We start from the raw sequence: 18,292 nt of genomic DNA on the forward strand, positions 1-18,292 counted from the left end.
GCGCGGGCGGTTGCCGGCCGCTAAGAGACATTGCCGGGCAACCGCACCGCGAACTCGGTATGACCGGGCGAGCTGTTCACCGTGATCGTGCCGTTGTGGGCTCGGACGACGGCGGAGACGATCGCCAGGCCCAGCCCGGTGCTGCCGGCTTTACGTGAGCGCGAGCTGTCGCCGCGCACGAATCGCTCGAACACCTCCGTCTGCTGTGCCGCCGGGATCCCGGGGCCGTCGTCGATGACCTGTAGCAGGACGTGATTCGGCTCTGTGCTCAACCGGGTGGTGACAACGGTGCCGGCGCTGGTGTGGACGCGGGCGTTGGCAAGCAGATTGGCCAGCACCTGGTGCAACCGCGCGTCGTCACCCACCACCAGCACCGGTTCGGGGGGCAGGTCGAGTTCCCACTGGTGATCCGGTCCGGCGACGTGCGCATCACTGACAGCGTCGACCGCCAGACGCGACAGATCCACCGGTTCGCGCTCCAGCGGCCGGCCCGAGTCGAGCCGGGCCAACAACAGCAGGTCCTCGACCAGGCGGGTGATCCGCTCGGTCTCGGAGGCGACCCGGCTCATGGCGTGCTCCACGGCTGCGTGGTCGTCACCCATGCGCTGGGCGAGTTCGGTGTAGCCGCGGATCGCGGCCAGCGGGGTGCGCAGTTCGTGGCTGGCGTCGGCGACGAATTGGCGCACCCGGGTCTCGCTGGCCTGCCGCGTCGACAACGCTGCGGCGATGTGGTCGAGCATCCGGTTGAGCGCCGAACCGAGCTGGCCCACTTCGGTTTCGGGGTTGGCATCGGATTCGGGCACCCGCACCGGAAGTTCGACTTCACCGCGGTCCAGCGGCAGATCGACGACTTCGGTCGCGGTTTGTGCCACCCGCCGCAGCGGCGCCAATGCCCGCCGGATGATCACCGCGCCGGCGGTGGTCGCGGCCACCAGCGCCACGACGGTGACAATGCCGAAGATGACCAGCATCCGAAGTTCGGTGGCGTCGATATTGGACATGGACAGGCCGGTGACGATCACGTCGGCCCGATTGCGGCTCGGGGCCGCCACCACCCGGTAACGACCCAGGCCGTCGAGATTCAACGTCACCGGCGTACGGCTACCGGCGATCTGCTCCAGCTGCGCCTTGGCCGTCGGAGTCAGGGCGTCCCGGGCACCACTGCCGGTCAGATATCCCGCGTCCACCGTTTCGCCGTCGCTGACAACGGCGGCGACCATGCCCGCCGGTTGTCCCGGGGCATCGAGGAACCTAGGACCAGGACCGGTCTTGACATAGCGGGGTTCGTGGCGGCGCGACTCGGGGTACATCAGCGACGAGCGGTACGAGGTGCCGCTGAGTTGGCTGTCGAGTTGCGCCAGCAGATGATGTCGCAGCGCGAGTTCGGTGGCCACCGTGATCCCGACACAGACGATGGCCAGCACGGCGACCTGACCCACCAGCAGCCGCAGTCGCAGCGACCACTCGCGCGGCGGCCTAGCGCGCCGGCTTGAGGACATACCCCGCGCCGCGCAGCGTGTGGATCATCGGTTCGCGACCACTGTCGATCTTCTTGCGCAGGTAGGAGATGTAGAGCTCGACGATGTTGGACCGGCCGCCGAAGTCGTAACTCCATACCCGGTCCAGGATCTGCGCCTTGCTCAGCACCCGCTTGGCGTTTCGCATCATGAACCGCAGCAGCTCGAACTCGGTGGAGGTCAACGTAATCGGTTCGCCGGCGCGCGAGACTTCGTGGCTGTCTTCGTCGAGCACGAGATCCCCGACGACGAGTTGCGCGCCGCTGTCGACGGTGGTTACCCCGGTGCGTCGCAAGAGGGCACGCAACCGCAGCACCACCTCTTCGATGCTGAACGGTTTGGTGACGTAATCGTCTCCGCCGGCGGTCAATCCGGCGATGCGGTCCTCCACCGCGTCCTTGGCCGTGAGCAACAGCACCGGAAGGCGCGGATTGTCTTGCCGCAACTTCCGCAGGACGTCCAGGCCGCTCATGTCCGGCAGCATCACGTCGAGGACCACGACGTCGGGTCGTTCGGCGCGAGCGGTTGCGATGGCCGACGAACCATCGCCGGCGGTTGCGATATTCCAGCCCTCGTACCGCAGGGCCATCGAGACCATCTCGGCGAGCACGGGTTCGTCGTCGACCACGAGCACGGTGACCGGTTGACCGTCGGTGCGGCACATGACGACCCGCTCGACGGAGGTTCTGGGAGACGCCACGCGTTCCAGTATCCGCTCAGGCCGATAGGGCGAAGCTATGGCGTCACTGTGTGTCAGCTGTGAAACGACGCGGCGAAACTAGAAAGGTCGCGCGACCGCTGCTGCGATCACGCGACCGTTCTATCGACGAAGAAGTCAGTACCAGTTACGCCGTCCGGCCACCGGACGACCGACCGAGCCCAAGGCCCACATCACCGCGCCGATGACCAGCAAGACGACTCCGAGGACCGTCAGCACTTTCACGCTGAAGACAAATCCTAAGATGAGCAAGATTGCGCCGACGAGAATCATGACATTTCCTTTACAGAGCAGGGATGTGATCGATTGATTGCATCGCACTGGGTTCCGGCAAACGTGGCGTATGGCAATTCGTCACTTTTGGATTTACGCCCATGTAATTCAGCGGGCCTGCAATCACCGTTACCGCAACGGTTCCCGCTGAAGCACAACTGGTGGCCTCGCCTTTGAAGTATCCGCGCTGCCAGGTCGCGAGGACTCCGATGAGCAGCCACACCAGCACAATTGCACCGAGTATTCCGCGACCGCGCACCATAGTTACCTCCATTGATCCCGAAACCAATTTGACGTGTGATGAGCGTTGCCCGTCGGACCTGTGTCTAAACATGAATGGGGTCCGGCGGCGCACTAACCGAGTCGATCGGCGAGCCAGATCTGGGCGCGTCTTTTCGATGCGCGCGACAACCACGCGTCGGCCACCAACTCGCGCAATTCGGCGACGCCGATTTCACTCAACCGACTGCCCCGAACCAACACCGACGGATGCCCGTCGAAGCGGGGAGTGGTGAAAAACGGCGACCCGGGATCCTGTACCAGCGCGAGCTTGTCGCTCTCAGAGTCCACCCACAGCATGATCACGTCGGCATAGCGTGCGCCGGTCTGCGGATCGGCGCAGTCGGGCTGAGGGGTGCGGAAGAACACGAACGACTTGCCGCCCACCTGGTAAATGGAGTTGCCCTTCGGGCCCTCGATGCGCTTGACATGAGGCATCGACGCGGCCAATTCGTGTACGTCAGCAACCCGCGCCGGTCGATCGGCCATAGCGACCAGGATAGTCGCCGGCACCCGTGATCGGGATCGGTAGCATGATGCGACAACCCTTGCAGCCAAGGAGGTTAGCGGCGCCGTGCCCGACACGCTGTTCGCGGACGTCTCGGAATATCAAGTGCCGGTGGATGACTCGTATCCGTATCAGGTGCTGTCGATTCGCGTCTGCGACGGCACCTATCGGGACCACAACTTCGCGCGCAACTACGCGTGGATGCGCACCGCATTGGACAGCGGCCTAATGACTTTCGGCATCGTCTACACCTACGTCCGGCCGAACTGGCTGGCCAACGCCAACACCGTATGCTCGATGATCGACGCCCAAGGCGGGTTGCATCCGCGGGTGTCGTTGATGCTCGACGTCGAGTCAGGCGGCAATCCGCCGGGCGACGGGTCGGGCTGGATCAACCAGTTGTACTGGAATCTGGCCGAATACGCGGGATCGGCGGCGCGAATTATTGGATACGCCAACGCCTACGACTTCTTCAACATGTGGCCGGTGCGACCGCCGGGTCTGCGGGTGGTGGCAGCCGGTTACGGGTCCAATCCGAATCTGCCCGGTCAGGTCGCCCACCAATACACCGACGGCCAGGGGTACAGCCCGAATCTGCCCCAAGGTGCGCCACCATTCGGCAGGTGCGACATGAACTCCGCGAATGGACTGACACCGCAACAATTTGCCGCCGCATGCGGCATCGCGACGAACGGAGGACCGTTGATGGCGCTCAGTGACGAGGAACAACGCGAACTGTTGACCAAGGTGCGCGAGATCTGGGATCAGCTACGCGGACCCGAGGGTGCCGGCTGGCCGCAGCTCGGGAAGAACGATGCGGGCCAGGACCTCACGCCGGTGGATGCGATCGCTGAGATCAAGAAAACAGTGGAAAAACTCCCGTCCTCGACATAGCGCGCACGAAACCCATTCGGACACAACATCTTAAGGCCGCGTTGATCATCGGCAGGCGGCCGGCGGCGCCTAAAGCCGGATCGGCGCGTGCGGAGGTTCGGCAAGGGTCCCCTACGCTTTTGGCAGACGGTCGACAAGTTGCAAAGGAGCAGCATGGCTCGTACGCCGCAGGAAGTGTTCGCCGATCATGGCCAGGCGCGCGGCAAGCAGGAGATCCGCGCGGTGTTCGTCGAGGGTCTCGACGATCTGCCCGACGCCGACGGTCCGGCCCGACACACCCCGCGCACCAAATGACCGCCGTCGATTTGGATGCGGTAGCCCGGTGGATGTCCGAGCAGGGCCTGGGCGAAGGGCCGTTGCAAGACGTCGCCCCCATCACCGGCGGGACGCAGAACGTGATGTTGCGCTTCGCCAGGTCGGGCCGGTCCTATGTGCTGCGTCGGGGTCCTCAGCACCTGCGCGCCCGCACCAACAGCGTGATACTGCGGGAAACCAAGGTGCTCGCCGGGCTGGCGGGCACCGACGTGCCACATCCGCGCTTGATCGCCACGTGCGCCGACACCGCCGTGCTCGGCGACGCGGTCTTCTACCTGATGGAACCCATCGACGGTTTCAACGCCGGCGAGGGTTTGCCGCCGCTGCATGCCGGTGACGCCGCGGTGCGGTTCGGCATGGGTCTGTCGATGGCCGACGCGCTGGCCAAGCTCGGCGCGGTCGACCACGTCGCCGCCGGGCTCGCCGACTTCGGTAAGCCGGAGGGATTCCTGGAACGTCAAGTGCCGCGGTGGCTTTCGGAGCTGGAGTCCTACCAGGAGTACGAGGGCTACCCCGGCCCGGACATCCCGGGCATCGACGAGATCGCGGGCTGGCTGGAGAGCAACCGACCGACGAGCTGGAAACCCGGCATCATGCACGGCGACTACCACGCGGCCAACGTGATGTTCTCCCGCACCGGCCCGGAGGTGGTGGCTATCTGCGACTGGGAGATGTCCACCATCGGCGACCCGCTGCTGGATCTCGGTTGGCTGCTGGCGACCTGGCGGCAGGACGACGGGTCAGCGGTCTTCAGCCACGCCCTGGGCGGGACCGACGGATTGGCCAGCACCGACGACCTCGTGCAGCGCTACGCCGCGAACACCACCCGGGACCTGTCGAACATCACCTGGTACACCGTGCTGGCCTGCTTCAAGCTCGGCATCGTGATCGAAGGCACGCTGGCGCGCGCGTGTGCCGGCAAGGCCGAGAAGGCGGTCGGCGACATGCTGCACGCCGCCACGGTGCACCTGTTCGAGCGTGCCCTCGGCATGATCGAGACCCGGGCCTGACAGGACTGCGTTCCCGGCGCCGAGGAAAACGGCGTAGAAACCGAGGCTGAAGAGCACCATCGCCGCGACCAGGAGGGCGCCGGAGAACGCCGGATGGCGCGCCATCGCCGGTGCCAGGAACCGGCAGCACGCCAGCAGGACCGCCAGAAAAGCCACACCGGAGCCGACCAACGCCGGGCGCGACCATTTGTTGCCTCGCACCGGCTCGCGCAAGGCCGACTCCAACGTCAGGCACAACACCGCACCCGCGATCAGATCCACGCCGTAGTGATAGCCGAAACCAAGCGTCGCCACGACGGTTCCCACCAGCCAGAACGCGCCTCCCCACCGCAGCCAGCGCGGACCGCCGCGGGAATGCAGGAACACGGCCAGCGCCCAGGCGGTGTGCATCGACGGCATGCAGTTACGCGCCGTCAGCTCGTCGAACGCTATTGCCTGCGGCGACAGGATCCGCGGCAGGGTGTGGGGCCAGAAGTCGCCGACCTGGAAGCCGCTGCCGGCGGGGCCGAAGGCGAACTCCGGGCCGACCACCGGAAACACCACATAGATCAACGGTCCGACCAGGCCGAGTATCAGAAACGTCCGCACCAGGAAGTGGCGCGGCCAGCCGGCGGAGTTGACGTGGCGCAGTTGATAGACCACGACGACCATGGCGGCGAGAGGCAACTCGATGTACACCCAGTGCAGCACGGCGGTGAGAACCGGGCCGCCCGCCTCGAACAGCCGACCGACCAACCACGACGGTTGCCCGAGCGCGTGATCGGCAAGGAAGGCGTATTCGTCGAGAACCGTCGGCCGGACGACAGCGGTGATGCGCAACCAGGTGTCGCCGACCTTGGTCGCCATGATCACCAGGAAGCCGAGGGCGATCCCGTGCAGGGCGGTCGCGCGCCGGACGCCCGTCCAGCGCCACCATGCCACGAAGACCAGCCCGGTCAGCACGATCATCGGTCCGTTGCCGAACGTCAACGCCGCACCGCGCAGCCAGCGCTCCGCAGCAAAGACGACGTCGAGCGCCACGGCTAGCGACAACGCCCAGATCCGGCATCGGGTGGACACACCCACGATGCCCACGGCCAGCCCGACCCACGAGACCGTTGTCGACTTCGGGGTGGCGATGTAGTCGCTGATCAGGCTGTGTAGCGGACCCTGGAAACCCCAGCAGCTGGCGACGATCTGCAGACCCACCAGCAGCGCCGTACCCGCCACGACGACGACCGTGACCCAGCTCGGCGCCGACCGGGCACGCAACTGCGGTCGTCGCGCGTGGTCAGTGAACACCAGTCGGATTTTAGGTGTCGTACAGGGGTCAGAGCTATCGATTCAGCCAGTCTTTATCAACCGACTAAGTTGGCCGAATGACCGAACTGCTCGGGCCCGAGTGTCCGTGCGGCAGCGGCGCCGGCTATCCGGCGTGTTGCGGACCGTTGCATCACGGCGATCGGCAGGCCCGCACGGCGGAGGAATTGATGCGGTCGAGGTACTCGGCATATGCCCGCGGCGACGCCGACTATGTGTTCCGGACCTGGCATCCGCGGACGCGGCCTCCGGACGTCGCTATCGATCCCCGGATCAGGTGGACGCGGCTACGGGTGACCGATGTCGGCGACGAGGTAGTGGAGTTCGTTGCCAGCTTCGAGTTCGACGGGCGGGTTGACGAGATGCGCGAACGCAGCCGGTTCGAGCGGCGGGCCGGGCGATGGTTTTACGTCGAGGACGAAATGCAGCGCGCCCGAAGGGATTCGAACCCCTAACCTTCTGATCCGTAGTCAGATGCTCTATCCGTTGAGCTACGGGCGCCGGTCTTTAGTTGTACAGCGGGTGTTGCGTGGCGGAGGCGAGAGGATTTGAACCTCCGGTTCCCTTTGAGGGGAACAACTCATTAGCAGTGAGCCCCATTCGGCCGCTCTGGCACGCCTCCATGGCCTTCCAAAGGGTACCCGACCCCGGAACCCGGAGCCGCCGGAGGCATAGCGTACACAGCCGCGTCATATGCTGTCGAAGTGACCGCCCGCCTGCGGCCCGCGCTGGCCGGGCTGCCAGTTTACGTTCCCGGCAAGACCGTGCCGGGCGCGATCAAACTGGCCAGCAACGAAACGGTGTTCGGCCCGCTGCCCAGCGTCCGCGCCGCCATCGGGAACGCCACCGAGCTGATCAACCGGTACCCGGACAACGGATGCGTACAGCTCAAGGCCGCGCTGGCCCGTCATATCGGTCCCGACTTCGCACCCGAGCACGTCGCCGTCGGCTGCGGTTCGGTCAGCCTGTGCCAGCAGTTGGTGCAGATCACCGCGTCGGTGGGCGACGAGGTGATCTTCGGGTGGCGCAGCTTCGAGCTGTACCCGCCGCAGGTCCAGGTCGCCGGCGCCATACCGGTCCAGATCCCGCTGACCGACCACACCTTCGACCTGGACGCGATGCGGGCCGCGGTCACCGAGCGCACCCGGCTGATCTTCGTCTGCAACCCCAACAATCCGACGTCCACCGTCGTCGACCCGGACGCGCTGAGCCGGTTCGTCGAGGCCGTGCCGTCGGACATCCTGATCGTCATCGACGAGGCCTATGTCGAGTACATCCGCGACGGCATGGCGCCGGACAGCCTGGGACTCGTGCGCGCGCACGACAACGTCGTCGTGCTGCGCACCTTCTCCAAGGCCTACGGGCTGGCGGGGCTGCGGGTGGGTTACGCGATCGGCCACCCCGACGTGATCACCGCACTCGACCAGGTCTACGTGCCGTTCACCGCGACGAGCGTCTCGCAGGCCGCGGCGATCGCCTCGCTGGACGCCTCCGACGAACTGCTGGCCCGCACCGACGCCGTCGTCGCCGAACGTCGACGGGTCAGCGCGGAGTTGCGGGACGCCGGCTTCACGCTGCCGTCGTCGCAGGCCAACTTCGTCTGGCTGCCACTGGGCCCCCGCACCCGCGACTTCGTACAGCAGGCCGCCAACGCGCTGATCGTGGTCCGCCCCTACGGCACCGACGGTGTCCGGGTCACGGTGACCGCCGACCCATCCGAGAACGACGCCCTGCTGCGGTTCGCCCGCGGCTGGATTGGAGGAGACGCACGATGAGTGTTGCCCGCAAGCAGTTCACCGAATTCAAGGAACGCGACGGCGTCATCCCGGACGCCGAACTCGACGATTTCTGGGCGACACTCGAGCCCGCGACCGTCGACGGCATGCTCGGTGAATGGGAGGGCGGCGAATTCGTCACCGCCCACCGCGCCGTCGGGTCCCTGGCCAAGATCAACTGGTTCGGCAAGACCTTCAAGTCGGTCACCGACGTGCAGCCGTTGGTCTGCCTGGACGCCGAGGGGAACAAATACTCCAACGTCGAGCGGATGAACGGCGAGGCCAGCCTGTGGCTGGAGGAATTCCGCGGCGAGGTGACCGCCACGATGGTCTACGACGGCGCTCCCGTCCACGACCACTTCAAGAAGATCGACGACGACGCGGTGATGGGCATCATGAACGGCAAAGGCGTCCTGGACGGCGGTCGGTACTACTACTTCTACCTGGAACGGGTCTAGCCGCTTCGGCGTTCGTCGCCGAGCGTGCCGCCACTGCGAAAAAACGGCAAGTTTTTCGCAGTAGTTACACGCTCGGCGCGGACCAACCCGGGTCGCGTCCGGTGAAAGCGACCAGCCGGTCCAACGGCGACGCATCCGCCGGCACCGGGACGGGCTGATCGAAACCGGCTGCACCGCGCTGTTCCGGGCGGATTATCTGCTGCGCCAGCCCGAGCACGTACTCCGACAGCGAGTCCGGGGCGTGCACGTCGTGACCCACCGCCACCGCGTAATCCCAACCGTGCACCAGGAATTCGATCGAGAACACCGCGACCGCGACCCGGGCCGGCATCGGGTTCGTGCCCAACCGCACCTCGCCGTCCAGACCGTGCTTGTGCCAGGCGTCCAGGGCCGGACGGGACGCGCTGACCACCAGCGCCTCCACCGAGTCGGTGTCCTGCGGCACCGAGATGTCCGCCCCGACCATGCCGCCCAGCGACACGATCGAATTGAGCAGGTGCCGGGTCAGCTGCTTGACGTCGAACTCCGCGCACGGCGTCTGCTTGGCGCTGTCCTCGCGGCTGATCGGGTGCAGCACCTGCTGGAGCACCGCGAGGGTTGCTTCGGCGCTGGCCAGCTCGTCGGTAGGCGGAGAATCCGGGCCGGGTCGCAAGTCTGAGGGCATACCCGTCACGCTACGGTCTCGGCTATGGCCGATACATACGAATCCGTCACCGTCGAGATCAAAGACCAGGTCGCGCAGGTGACGCTGATCGGCCCGGGCAAAGGCAACGCGATGGGACCCGCGTTCTGGTCGGAGTTGCCCGAGCTGTTCCCGGCGCTGGACGCCGACCCCGAAGTGCGGGCGATCGTGCTGACCGGCTCGGGCCGCAACTTCAGCTACGGCCTGGACGTGCCGGCGATGGGCGGGTCGTTCACGCCGCTGCTGTCCGGCGACGCGCTGGCCGGTCCGCGCGCGGTGTTCCACCGGGAGATCAAGCGGATGCAGGGCGCGATCACCGCCGTCGCCGACTGCCGGACGCCCACCATCGCCGCGGTTCACGGCTGGTGCATCGGCGGCGGCGTCGACCTGATTTCGGCAGTGGACATCCGCTACGCCAGCGCCGACGCGAAGTTCTCGGTGCGTGAGGTCAAGCTGGCGATCGTCGCCGACGTGGGCAGCCTGGCCCGGCTGCCGCTGATCCTCAACGACGGGCACCTGCGCGAGCTCGCGCTGACCGGCAAAGACATCGACGCCGCCCGCGCCGAGAAGATCGGCCTGGTCAACGACGTGTACGCCGACGCCGACGCCACGCTGGTCGCCGCGCACGCCACCGCCGCCGAGATCGCCGCCAACCCGCCGCTGACCGTGCACGGCATCAAGGACGTCCTGGACCAGCAGCGCATCGCGGCGGTATCGGAGAGCCTGCGCTACGTCGCCACCTGGAACGCGGCGTTCCTGCCGTCCAAAGACCTGACCGAGGGCATCTCGGCCACGTTCGCCAAGCGCCCGCCGCAGTTCACCGGCGAATAAGACTCAGGCGCAGGGCAACAGCGAGCCAACCGGTGGCGATTACCAACCCGGCGAACTCCAGCCAGCCCACGGCTGCCCCGGCGTGATGCTTGGTGTCCACCAGGTGGCTGACCGCGTGCAGCGCCCAGTGCGCGGTGGCGAAGGCCAGCGCAGGCACCCGCCAGGACGGCCAGCGCAGCGCGCCGAGCAGCAATAAGCCCAGCGGGAACTCGAACGAGGCGTTGTCGAAGATGTAGTGGGTGTTGCGTACCCCGAACGCCCCGAGGGTGTGGAAGAAGGTTCCCGGCGCCACCGCCATGAACAGTCCCAGGCCAACGGAGTAGAAGCCGAACACCAGCAGGATCACCTCGACATAGCGTGCGCGCGTGAGCATGGGCTCAAAGCTAGGCTGTGGCCACATGAGCCCGACACCAGACGGCAGAATTCGGGTCCCGTCCGACCTGGACGCCGTGACGGCGATCGGCGACGAGGACCACTCCGAGATCGACAGGGCTGGCATCGACCGGATCTGGCAGGCGGCCAGGCACTGGTATCGGGCCGGCATGCACCCGGCCATCCAGCTGTGCATCCGGCGCAACGGCCGGGTGGTGCTCAACCGTGCCATCGGCCACGGCTGGGGAAACGCCCCGACCGACGCACCCGACGCCGAGAAAGTCCCCGTCAGCACCGACACACCGTTCTGCGTCTACTCGGCGTCCAAAGGCATTACCGCGACCGTCGTGCACATGCTCGTCGAACGCGGAGTCTTCACCCTGGACGACCGGGTGTGTCAATACATCCCCAGCTACACCAGCCACGGTAAGGACCGGACCACCATCCGGCACGTGCTGAACCACAGCGCGGGCGTCCCCTTCCCCACCGGGCCCCGGCCGGACCTCAAACGCGCCGACGACCACGAATACGCCCAGGAGCAGCTGGGCAAACTGCGCCCGCTGTACCGGCCGGGACGCGTGCACATCTACCACGCGCTGACCTGGGGACCGCTCATGCGCGAAATCGTCTACGCGGCCACCGGCAAAGACATCCGCGATGTCCTGGCCAGTGAGATCCTCGAGCCGCTGGGCTTCCGCTGGACCAACTTCGGCGTCGCCCCGCAGGACGTGCCGCTGGTCGCCCCGAGTCACCCGACCGGCAAACCGTTGCCGCCGGTGATCGCGGCGATCTTCCGCAAGGCGGTCGGCGGAACGGTGCACGAGATCATCCCGTACACCAACACGCGGGCGTTCCTGACGACCGTGGTGCCGTCCTCCAACACCGTCTCCACCGCGGACGAATTGTCGCGGTTCGCCGAGATCTGGCGACGGGGCGGGGAACTCGACGGCGTGCGCGTCATCAGCCCGGAACGCATGTACGGCGCCGTGCAGGAGGCGCGGCGGCTGCGGCCCGACTTCGCGGTGGGCCTGCAGCCCGCCCGGTGGGGAACCGGCTTCATGCTGGGCACCGACCGGTTCGGACCGTTCGGCCGCAACGCCGCGACGGCGTTCGGCAACCTCGGGCTGGCCAACATCGCGATCTGGGCGGACCCGGCGCGCGGCCTGGCCGCCGGGGTGATCAGCAGCGGAAAACCCGGCAAGGACCCGGAGATCAAGCGCTACACCGCGCTGATGGACACCATCGCCGATTCGATCCCGCAGATTTGAACTGCGTTTGTTCGGGATGTGCGCGGGCATCTAGAGGGGATGGATTCCGAACGCTTTCGTCCCCTGCTGGACACCTCCGGCCCATTCGTGTCGGTGTACTTCGAAGACACACACAACACGCACGACGCCGAGGCGCAGCTCGAGCTCCGGTGGCGGGCCGTCCGTGAGGAACTGGAGGCCCGCGACGTCGTCGAATCGGTGATCGGCGACCTCGAGAAAGCGGTGATGGATCTGCGCCCGCCGATCGGCTGGAGCGGTCGCGCGCTGGTCGCCGGCACCGACGGGGTGGTGATCAACGAACACCTGCTGCGCCCGACCGCCACGACTCTGATCCGTGTCTCCGACCTGCCTTATATCGTGCCGATCGTCGAGCACGGCTTTGAGACCCCGGCGTATGTGTTGGTCGAGGTGGATCACACCGGTGCCGACATCACCACCCACGTCGACGGTGTCTTCGAAACCGAGACCGTCGACGGCGGCGGCTATCCGGTGCACAAGGCGTCCGGTGCCGAGAACGCCGGCTACGGCGACCCGCAACAGCGCACCGAGGAAGCTGCCCGCAAGAACATCCGCGCGGTGGCCGACCGCGTCACCGAATGGGTGGACGAGATGTCGGCCGACACCGTGTTCGTGGTCGGCGAAGTGCGCTCACGTTCGGACCTGCTTGCCGCGTTCCCGGAACGGGTCGGCGAGCGCGCGCTGGCGCTCGAAGTGGGAGCACGAAACAGCGGGCACGACTCCGCCGAGGTCCAGGGCCAGATCGAAGCCTGGTTCGTAAAGCGGCGGCTCAGGATGATCGACGACGCCGCGGAACGGTTCGCCGCCGAGATCGGCCGGGAATCCGGTCGTGCGGCCGAAGGTCTGGGTGCCGTGTGCTCCGCGCTGCGCCAAGGTGCCGTCGAGACGCTGATCGTAGGAGACATCGGCGACGCGACCGTGGTTGCCGATGCGGACATGACCACCGTGGCACCGGACGCCAACGTGCTGTCCGAGCAGGGCGCGGCACCGGAGAAAACGCTGCGCGCCGACGAAGCCCTGCCGTTGCTCGCCATCTCGACAGGCGCTGCGCTGGTCCGCACTGACGAGCGGATCGATCCTGCGGACGGGATCGCCGCGGTGCTGCGGTACGCGCCGACGCTGCACTGATCGGCGTCGGAAAAAGCGGTGGCGGAGGGATTTGAACCCCCGGACGGTTTTAGCCGTCTCTCGCTTTCAAGGCGAGTGCATTAGGCCGCTCTGCCACGCCACCGCCGACAAGACTAGCGTGACGACATGCGTGCCATCGTCGCCGAATCCGCAGAGCAGCTGGCCTGGCAGGACGTCCCCGATGCGGCTGCCGGCCCGGGCGAGGTACTGATCAAGGTCGCCGCGGCCGGCGTCAACCGCGCCGACGTGCTGCAGGCCGCCGGCAAGTATCCGCCGCCGAAGGGTGCCAGCGAGATCATCGGCATGGAGGTCAGCGGCACGGTCGTCGAAGTCGGCTCCGATGTTGCCAATTGGTCTGTCGGGCAAGAGGTTTGCGCATTGCTCGCCGGCGGCGGCTATGCCGAATACGTCGCGGTGCCGGCGGGACAGGTGATGCCGGTTCCCGAACGCGTCGACCTCATCGACGCCGCCGGGATACCGGAAGTGGCGTGCACGGTGTGGTCGAACCTGGTCATGACCGCCCGCCTCGGTCCCGGCCAGCTCGTGCTGCTGCACGGCGGTGCCAGCGGCATCGGGACCCACGCCATTCAGGTGGCGCGCGCGCTGGAAGCGCGGGTCGCGGTCACCGCCGGGTCACCGGAGAAACTGGAACTCTGCCGAGAGCTGGGCGCCGAGATCACCATTTCCTACAAAGACGACGACTTCGTGGCGCGGTTGCAGGAGCAGGGAGGTGCGAACGTGATCCTCGACATCATGGGTGCGGCCTACCTGGACCGCAACATCGACGCCTTGGCCACCGACGGGCAGCTGATCGTGATCGGCATGCAGGGCGGGGTGAAAGCCGAACTGAACCTGGGCAAGCTGCTGACCAAGCGCGCGCGGGTCGTCGGCACCACGTTGCGGGCTCGTCCGGTCAGCGGGCCGAACAGCAAGAGTGCCGTCGTCGAGGCGGTGACGGCATCGGTGTGGCCGATGTTCGCCAGCGGCGCGGTCCGGCCGGTGATCGGCACCCGGATGCCCATCGAGCAGGCGGCGGAGGCTCATCAATTGATGGTGTCGGGCAAGACTTTTGGCAAGATCCTGCTGACCGTCTAGCCCGGGCTCAGCCCAGCGACGCCAGCGCCCGCACCAACTGGTCGACCTCGGCCATCGTCGAGTAGTGCGCCAGTCCGACCGTGACAGCACCGCCGATGTCGTCGGCACCCAACACGTCGAGCACCCGGGACCCGGCGTTGGCGATCGCCAGAATGCCGTTGTCCGCCAACCGCTGGACCACCCGGTCGGCCGGCACTTCGTTGACGACGAAGCTGACCACCGGTATCCGCGCCTCGGGACGGCCGAGCGGGATCACCAGCGGCAGCGACCGCAGCGACGTCATCAGATAGTCGTAGATCCGATTCAGATATGCCGACGCGGAGTGCATCGACACCGACAGCCGTTCCCGTCGGCTGCCCCGAGCCGACTCGTCCAGTGAGGCCAGATATTCGACGCTGGCCACCACTCCGGCCAGCAGGCCGAACTGGTGCACGCCGACCTCCAGTCGTGCCGGACCGCTGGCGTAGGAGTCGGTGGACACCGAACCGAAGGTGTTGATCAGGGCCGGGTCGCGGAACACCATCGCCCCGATGGGCGGTCCGCCCCAGCCCACCGCGTTCACCGTCACCACATCGGCGTCGGTTTCCTTGATATCGAACAACCGGTACGGCGCGGCGGCGGAGTGATCGACCACCACCAGGCCGCCGACGTCGTGCACCAGCTTGGTCATCGCGCGCAGGTCGGTGACGGTGCCCAGCGAGCCCGACGCCGACGTCACGGCAACCAGCCGGGTCGACTTGCCGACCAAACTCTCCCACTGCCAGGTCGGCAGTTCACCGGTCTCGATGTCGACCTCGGCCCACTTGACTTTGGCGCCGTACCGGTGCGCCGCGCGCAGCCAAGGAGCGATGTTCGCCTCGTCGTCCAGCCGGCTGACGACCACCTCATAACCCAGCCCGGAGCGCGCGGACGACGCATCGGCCAGTGCCGACAGCAACACCGCGCGGTCACAGCCCAGCACCACGCCACCCGGATCGGCATTCACCAGGTCGGCCACCGCCTCCCGGGCCGCTTCCAGGATCGCGGCGCTGCGCCGGGCCGACGGGTGCGCCCCGACCGTGCTGGCGCCTGCCCGGCGGAAAGCCGTCGACACGGTGGTGGCGACCGAGTCGGGAATCAGCATGCCGGTCGGCGCATCGAAGTGGACCCACCCGTCACCGAGCGACGGGTGCAGTCCACGCACCCGGGCGACGTCGTAGGCCATGCCAGCCACCTTAGGGCTCTCGGATGCATTCGCCATTTTGCGAACGAATGGTCGGTAGCGGGTGCGCCAGAGACGTTCCGGCCGTTACGGCCTCCCGAGCGGGTGCACCCGGCCAGCCATACTAGTCGAGTGAGCTTGTGGTTCGGAACGCTGATCGCACTGATCCTGCTGATCGCACCGGGTGCCATCGTCGCACGTATCGCGCAGCTGAACTGGCCTGTCGCGATTGCGGTCGGCCCGCCGCTGACCTACGGCGTGGTGGCCCTGGCGATCGTCCCGTACGGTGCCCTCGGCATCCCCTGGAACGGCTGGACGGCGCTGGCCGCGCTGGCCGTCGTCTGCGTCTTGGCGACGGTCGCGACCCTGCTGCTGGCCCGCTTCCGCGACGGGGTGGCCGAGGCCGGCGAGGTGAGCTTCGGCCCCGGCCTGCTGGTCGCGGCCGGGGTGGTGTTGGGGGTGGTGCTGATCGGCTGGGCGGCCTTCGCCGGCATACCGCACTGGCAGTCGATCCCCAGCACCTGGGATGCGGTCTGGCACGCCAACGAAGTGCGCTGGATCCTCGAGACCGGCCAGGCGTCGCCCACGCACATGGGCGAGCTGCGCAACGTCGAGACCCACGCGTTGCTGTACTACCCGTCGGTGTTCCACGCGCTGACCGCGGTGCTGTGCCAGCTGTCCGGCGCGGCGGCCGCCACCGGCTACACGCTGACCTCGCTTGGGGCCGCGATCTGGCTGTTTCCGGTCAGCGCGGCGGTGCTCACGTGGAAGGCGCTGCGGCTGCGCGCCAGCCAATGGGTGACCGCCGCGACCGCGGCGACGGCGGCGGCGTTGTCGGCGTCGTTCACCGCGGTGCCCTATGTGGAGTTCGACACCGCCGCCATGCCGAATCTGGCGGCCTACGGGGTGGCCATCCCGGCCATGGCGCTGATCACCTCCACGGTCCGGCACTGGGACCGCATCCCGGTGGCGGTGCTGGCCCTGGTCGGCGTCTTCTCGGTGCACATCACCGGCGGCATCATCACCGTGCTGCTGGTGGGCGCGTGGTGGCTGTTCGAATGCCTGTGGCACCCCGCGAAGAGCCGGCTGGTTGATCTGCTGACCCTGGCCGGCGTCGGCGCCGCAGCCGGGCTGATCCTGCTGCCGCAGTTCTTGAGCGTCACCAAGCAGGAAGACATCATCGCCGGTCACTCGTTTCTGACCTACCTGAGCATGCGGCATGGCCTGTTCGATGCCGTGTTCATGCACTCCAGGCATCTGAACGACTTCCCCTACCAGTGGGGGCTGAGCCTCCTGTGCGCCGTCGGCGGGTTCATCATGCTGGTCAAGAAGATCTGGTGGCCGCTGGCGGTCTGGCTGCTCTTCATCGTGATCAACGTCGACGCAGGCACGCCGCTGTGGGGTCCGTTCGGGAGGGTGGCCGGATTACTCGGCGAGTTCTTCTACAAGGATCCGCGTCGAATCGCGGCGGCCACGACGCCATTGTTCAACCTGATGGCGGCCGTCGCCCTGGTCGCGATCGCAGTGGCGGTGGTGGGTCTAGCCAAGCGACTGGTCAAGCGGGAGGTGTCGCCGCGGGCCTGGACAACGGCCACTGCGGCGCTGATCCTCGCCGTCACGCTGGGCAGCGCGGTGCATTACTTCCCGCGACACCGTTTCCTGTTCGGCGACAAGTACGACCAGATCATGGTCAATCAGCAGGACCTGGACGCCATGGCCTATCTGGCGAATCTGCCCGGCGCGCGCGACACCAGGATCGGCAACTCCAACGTCGACGGCACCGCCTGGATGTACGCCGTTGCCGGGCTGGACCCGCTGTGGACGCACTACGACTATCCGGTTCAGATGGGCCCGGGACCCAACCGCTACATCTTCTGGGCCTACGCCAGAAAAGGCGATTCCGACAAGCGGGTCCCCGAGGCGATCAAAGCGCTCAACATCCGGTACGTCCTGGCCAGCGGTCCGACAGTGCGCGGGTTCAAGATTCCCGACGGGCTAATCTCACTGGACAAGTCGCCGTACTGGACCATGATCTACGACAACGGCGGCGCCCAGATCTACGAATGGCACGACTACGCGGCGACACACCGCTGACCAGGCACGCACGAGGACGGTGAATGGGTTGAGTACGGGCAACGACGATGACGACGGCATCGAAATCATCGGCGGCGTCGATCCGCGCCTGATGGCGATGCAGCCTGCAGAAGACGACTCCGACGAACGCTCGCTGACCGACCTCGTCGAGCAGCCGGCCAAGGTGATGCGCATCGGCACCATGATCAAGCAGCTGCTCGAAGAGGTGCGGGCCGCGCCGCTCGACGACGCCAGCCGCACGCGGCTGCGCGACATCCACGCCACCAGCATCCGGGAACTCGAGGACGGCTTGGCGCCGGAGCTGCGCGAAGAGCTGGAACGGCTGACGCTGCCGTTCAACGAGGACACACCGCCTTCGGACGCCGAACTGCGCATCGCTCAGGCCCAGTTGGTCGGCTGGCTGGAGGGCCTGTTCCACGGCATCCAAACCGCGCTGTTCGCCCAGCAGATGGCCGCCCGCGCGCAGCTGGAACAGATGCGCCAGGGCGCCTTGCCGCCGGGGATCGGAAAGCCGAGCCAAGGCGGCGGCGCGCACGGCACCGGCCAGTACCTGTAGA

General features: G+C 67.0%; 19 protein-coding genes, 3 tRNA genes and 2 pseudogenes. 12 read left to right on the forward strand and 12 right to left on the reverse strand.

Annotated elements, in window-relative coordinates; genetic code table 11:
- Positions 1-20: 20 nt before the first annotated feature.
- The 5 genes from AC5Y4D_RS00625 to AC5Y4D_RS00645 all read right to left on the reverse strand — a co-directional run bounded on the left by AC5Y4D_RS00625 (position 21) and on the right by AC5Y4D_RS00645 (position 3,276).
- Positions 21-1,499: a sensor histidine kinase gene (locus tag AC5Y4D_RS00625; protein WP_499943146.1), complete on the reverse strand. Its 1,479-nt coding sequence runs from the start codon at positions 1,497-1,499 to the stop codon at positions 21-23.
- A complete protein-coding gene (locus AC5Y4D_RS00630) occupies positions 1,477-2,181 on the reverse strand; it encodes a response regulator transcription factor (RefSeq protein WP_499943175.1) in 705 nt (234 codons plus the stop codon). The genes AC5Y4D_RS00625 and AC5Y4D_RS00630 overlap by 23 nt, the downstream gene beginning before the upstream one ends.
- A gap of 171 nt (positions 2,182-2,352) precedes the next feature.
- Positions 2,353-2,508, reverse strand: a complete 156-nt coding sequence (locus tag AC5Y4D_RS00635) for a hypothetical protein (RefSeq protein ID WP_499943145.1) — start codon at positions 2,506-2,508, stop codon at positions 2,353-2,355.
- A 10-nt stretch (positions 2,509-2,518) separates the two neighbouring features.
- Positions 2,519-2,782 (reverse strand): hypothetical protein, encoded by a 264-nt coding sequence (locus AC5Y4D_RS00640; protein ID WP_499943144.1) that lies wholly within the window; start codon positions 2,780-2,782, stop codon positions 2,519-2,521.
- A gap of 80 nt (positions 2,783-2,862) precedes the next feature.
- Positions 2,863-3,276 carry an MmcQ/YjbR family DNA-binding protein gene (locus tag AC5Y4D_RS00645; RefSeq protein WP_499943143.1) on the reverse strand — a complete coding sequence of 138 codons (414 nt, stop codon included), beginning with the start codon at positions 3,274-3,276 and terminating at the stop codon, positions 2,863-2,865.
- Positions 3,277-3,361: 85 nt separating this feature from the next.
- Between AC5Y4D_RS00645 and AC5Y4D_RS00650 the strand changes: the two genes are divergently transcribed.
- The 3 genes and pseudogenes from AC5Y4D_RS00650 (at position 3,362) to AC5Y4D_RS00660 (ending at position 5,514) form a co-directional block, all read left to right on the forward strand.
- Complete coding sequence (locus AC5Y4D_RS00650; RefSeq protein WP_499943142.1) at positions 3,362-4,189, forward strand: hypothetical protein; 828 nt, start codon at positions 3,362-3,364, stop codon at positions 4,187-4,189.
- A gap of 153 nt (positions 4,190-4,342) precedes the next feature.
- Positions 4,343-4,447 (forward strand): annotated as a pseudogene (locus AC5Y4D_RS00655) (nuclear transport factor 2 family protein); the annotation flags it as partial.
- 32 nt (positions 4,448-4,479) lie between these two features.
- On the forward strand, positions 4,480-5,514 hold the full coding sequence (locus AC5Y4D_RS00660) for a phosphotransferase family protein (RefSeq protein WP_499943141.1): 1,035 nt from the start codon (positions 4,480-4,482) through the stop codon (positions 5,512-5,514).
- A 240-nt stretch (positions 5,515-5,754) separates the two neighbouring features.
- Here AC5Y4D_RS00660 and AC5Y4D_RS00665 read toward each other — a convergent pair.
- A pseudogene (locus tag AC5Y4D_RS00665) lies at positions 5,755-6,795 on the reverse strand (phosphatase PAP2 family protein); the annotation flags it as partial.
- A 77-nt stretch (positions 6,796-6,872) separates the two neighbouring features.
- On the opposite strand from AC5Y4D_RS00665, the gene AC5Y4D_RS00670 reads away from it, so the two are divergent.
- Positions 6,873-7,268, forward strand: a complete 396-nt coding sequence (locus AC5Y4D_RS00670; protein WP_499943140.1) for a YchJ family protein — start codon at positions 6,873-6,875, stop codon at positions 7,266-7,268.
- On the opposite strand, the gene AC5Y4D_RS00675 is transcribed toward AC5Y4D_RS00670, so the two are convergent.
- Both AC5Y4D_RS00675 and AC5Y4D_RS00680 read right to left on the reverse strand, forming a co-directional pair.
- A tRNA-Arg gene (locus tag AC5Y4D_RS00675) sits at positions 7,242-7,314 on the reverse strand. The two genes, AC5Y4D_RS00670 and AC5Y4D_RS00675, sit on opposite strands and share 27 nt — an antisense overlap.
- Positions 7,315-7,343: 29 nt before the next feature.
- A tRNA-Ser gene (locus tag AC5Y4D_RS00680) sits at positions 7,344-7,435 on the reverse strand.
- 82 nt (positions 7,436-7,517) lie between these two features.
- Here AC5Y4D_RS00680 and AC5Y4D_RS00685 point away from each other — a divergent pair.
- Together AC5Y4D_RS00685 and AC5Y4D_RS00690 are read left to right on the forward strand one after the other, a co-directional pair.
- Positions 7,518-8,588, forward strand: coding sequence for an aromatic amino acid aminotransferase (locus AC5Y4D_RS00685; protein ID WP_499943139.1), 1,071 nt, complete (start codon positions 7,518-7,520; stop codon positions 8,586-8,588).
- Positions 8,585-9,046 carry a DUF4334 domain-containing protein gene (locus AC5Y4D_RS00690; protein ID WP_499943138.1) on the forward strand — a complete coding sequence of 154 codons (462 nt, stop codon included), beginning with the start codon at positions 8,585-8,587 and terminating at the stop codon, positions 9,044-9,046. Before AC5Y4D_RS00685 ends, AC5Y4D_RS00690 begins: the two co-directional genes overlap by 4 nt.
- Before the next feature lie 64 nt (positions 9,047-9,110).
- Here the strand turns inward: AC5Y4D_RS00690 and AC5Y4D_RS00695 are convergent, their stop codons facing one another.
- Positions 9,111-9,710, reverse strand: coding sequence for a TIGR03086 family metal-binding protein (locus AC5Y4D_RS00695; RefSeq protein ID WP_499990914.1), 600 nt, complete (start codon positions 9,708-9,710; stop codon positions 9,111-9,113).
- A 24-nt stretch (positions 9,711-9,734) separates the two neighbouring features.
- Between AC5Y4D_RS00695 and AC5Y4D_RS00700 the strand changes: the two genes are divergently transcribed.
- A complete protein-coding gene (locus tag AC5Y4D_RS00700; protein ID WP_499943136.1) occupies positions 9,735-10,559 on the forward strand; it encodes a crotonase/enoyl-CoA hydratase family protein in 825 nt (274 codons plus the stop codon).
- On the opposite strand, the gene AC5Y4D_RS00705 is transcribed toward AC5Y4D_RS00700, so the two are convergent.
- The gene (locus AC5Y4D_RS00705) at positions 10,546-10,932 is read right to left on the reverse strand and encodes a hypothetical protein (RefSeq protein ID WP_499943135.1); all 387 of its coding nucleotides are present in this window, start codon (positions 10,930-10,932) and stop codon (positions 10,546-10,548) included. The two genes, AC5Y4D_RS00700 and AC5Y4D_RS00705, sit on opposite strands and share 14 nt — an antisense overlap.
- 25 nt (positions 10,933-10,957) lie before the next feature.
- Between AC5Y4D_RS00705 and lipE the strand changes: the two genes are divergently transcribed.
- Together lipE and AC5Y4D_RS00715 are read left to right on the forward strand one after the other, a co-directional pair.
- On the forward strand, positions 10,958-12,199 hold the full coding sequence (gene lipE / locus AC5Y4D_RS00710; protein ID WP_499943134.1) for a lipase LipE: 1,242 nt from the start codon (positions 10,958-10,960) through the stop codon (positions 12,197-12,199).
- Between the two features lie 39 nt (positions 12,200-12,238).
- The gene (locus AC5Y4D_RS00715) at positions 12,239-13,345 is read left to right on the forward strand and encodes an Rv2629 family ribosome hibernation factor (protein ID WP_499943133.1); all 1,107 of its coding nucleotides are present in this window, start codon (positions 12,239-12,241) and stop codon (positions 13,343-13,345) included.
- A gap of 16 nt (positions 13,346-13,361) precedes the next feature.
- On the opposite strand, the gene AC5Y4D_RS00720 is transcribed toward AC5Y4D_RS00715, so the two are convergent.
- Positions 13,362-13,448 (reverse strand) — tRNA-Ser (locus AC5Y4D_RS00720).
- A 23-nt stretch (positions 13,449-13,471) separates the two neighbouring features.
- On the opposite strand from AC5Y4D_RS00720, the gene AC5Y4D_RS00725 reads away from it, so the two are divergent.
- A complete protein-coding gene (locus tag AC5Y4D_RS00725) occupies positions 13,472-14,440 on the forward strand; it encodes an NAD(P)H-quinone oxidoreductase (protein ID WP_499943132.1) in 969 nt (322 codons plus the stop codon).
- Positions 14,441-14,447: 7 nt separating this feature from the next.
- On the opposite strand, the gene AC5Y4D_RS00730 is transcribed toward AC5Y4D_RS00725, so the two are convergent.
- The gene (locus AC5Y4D_RS00730) at positions 14,448-15,644 is read right to left on the reverse strand and encodes a cysteine desulfurase-like protein (RefSeq protein WP_499943131.1); all 1,197 of its coding nucleotides are present in this window, start codon (positions 15,642-15,644) and stop codon (positions 14,448-14,450) included.
- A 129-nt stretch (positions 15,645-15,773) separates the two neighbouring features.
- Between AC5Y4D_RS00730 and AC5Y4D_RS00735 the strand changes: the two genes are divergently transcribed.
- Together AC5Y4D_RS00735 and AC5Y4D_RS00740 are read left to right on the forward strand one after the other, a co-directional pair.
- Positions 15,774-17,735, forward strand: a complete 1,962-nt coding sequence (locus AC5Y4D_RS00735) for a DUF6541 family protein (protein ID WP_499943130.1) — start codon at positions 15,774-15,776, stop codon at positions 17,733-17,735.
- A 28-nt stretch (positions 17,736-17,763) separates the two neighbouring features.
- Positions 17,764-18,291 (forward strand): bacterial proteasome activator family protein, encoded by a 528-nt coding sequence (locus AC5Y4D_RS00740; RefSeq protein WP_499943129.1) that lies wholly within the window; start codon positions 17,764-17,766, stop codon positions 18,289-18,291.
- Position 18,292 lies beyond the last annotated feature (1 nt).

Source organism: Mycobacterium sp. NGS67, from assembly GCF_059812185.1.

What these genes read in the sequence shown, in the direction of transcription:
- AC5Y4D_RS00695 (WP_499990914.1), bottom strand. Translation starts at nt 9,710, where the DNA reads ATGCCCTCAGACTTGCGACCCGGCCCGGATTCTCCGCCTACCGACGAG.
- AC5Y4D_RS00730 (WP_499943131.1), bottom strand. Translation starts at nt 15,644, where the DNA reads ATGGCCTACGACGTCGCCCGGGTGCGTGGACTGCACCCGTCGCTCGGT.
- AC5Y4D_RS00640 (WP_499943144.1), bottom strand. Translation starts at nt 2,782, where the DNA reads ATGGAGGTAACTATGGTGCGCGGTCGCGGAATACTCGGTGCAATTGTG.
- AC5Y4D_RS00630 (WP_499943175.1), bottom strand. Translation starts at nt 2,181, where the DNA reads ATGTGCCGCACCGACGGTCAACCGGTCACCGTGCTCGTGGTCGACGAC.
- lipE (WP_499943134.1), top strand. Translation starts at nt 10,958, where the DNA reads ATGAGCCCGACACCAGACGGCAGAATTCGGGTCCCGTCCGACCTGGAC.
- AC5Y4D_RS00700 (WP_499943136.1), top strand. Translation starts at nt 9,735, where the DNA reads ATGGCCGATACATACGAATCCGTCACCGTCGAGATCAAAGACCAGGTC.
- AC5Y4D_RS00625 (WP_499943146.1), bottom strand. Translation starts at nt 1,499, where the DNA reads ATGTCCTCAAGCCGGCGCGCTAGGCCGCCGCGCGAGTGGTCGCTGCGA.
- AC5Y4D_RS00715 (WP_499943133.1), top strand. Translation starts at nt 12,239, where the DNA reads ATGGATTCCGAACGCTTTCGTCCCCTGCTGGACACCTCCGGCCCATTC.
- AC5Y4D_RS00635 (WP_499943145.1), bottom strand. Translation starts at nt 2,508, where the DNA reads ATGATTCTCGTCGGCGCAATCTTGCTCATCTTAGGATTTGTCTTCAGC.
- AC5Y4D_RS00725 (WP_499943132.1), top strand. Translation starts at nt 13,472, where the DNA reads ATGCGTGCCATCGTCGCCGAATCCGCAGAGCAGCTGGCCTGGCAGGAC.
- AC5Y4D_RS00705 (WP_499943135.1), bottom strand. Translation starts at nt 10,932, where the DNA reads ATGCTCACGCGCGCACGCTATGTCGAGGTGATCCTGCTGGTGTTCGGC.
- AC5Y4D_RS00645 (WP_499943143.1), bottom strand. Translation starts at nt 3,276, where the DNA reads ATGGCCGATCGACCGGCGCGGGTTGCTGACGTACACGAATTGGCCGCG.
- AC5Y4D_RS00670 (WP_499943140.1), top strand. Translation starts at nt 6,873, where the DNA reads ATGACCGAACTGCTCGGGCCCGAGTGTCCGTGCGGCAGCGGCGCCGGC.
- AC5Y4D_RS00690 (WP_499943138.1), top strand. Translation starts at nt 8,585, where the DNA reads ATGAGTGTTGCCCGCAAGCAGTTCACCGAATTCAAGGAACGCGACGGC.
- AC5Y4D_RS00660 (WP_499943141.1), top strand. Translation starts at nt 4,480, where the DNA reads ATGACCGCCGTCGATTTGGATGCGGTAGCCCGGTGGATGTCCGAGCAG.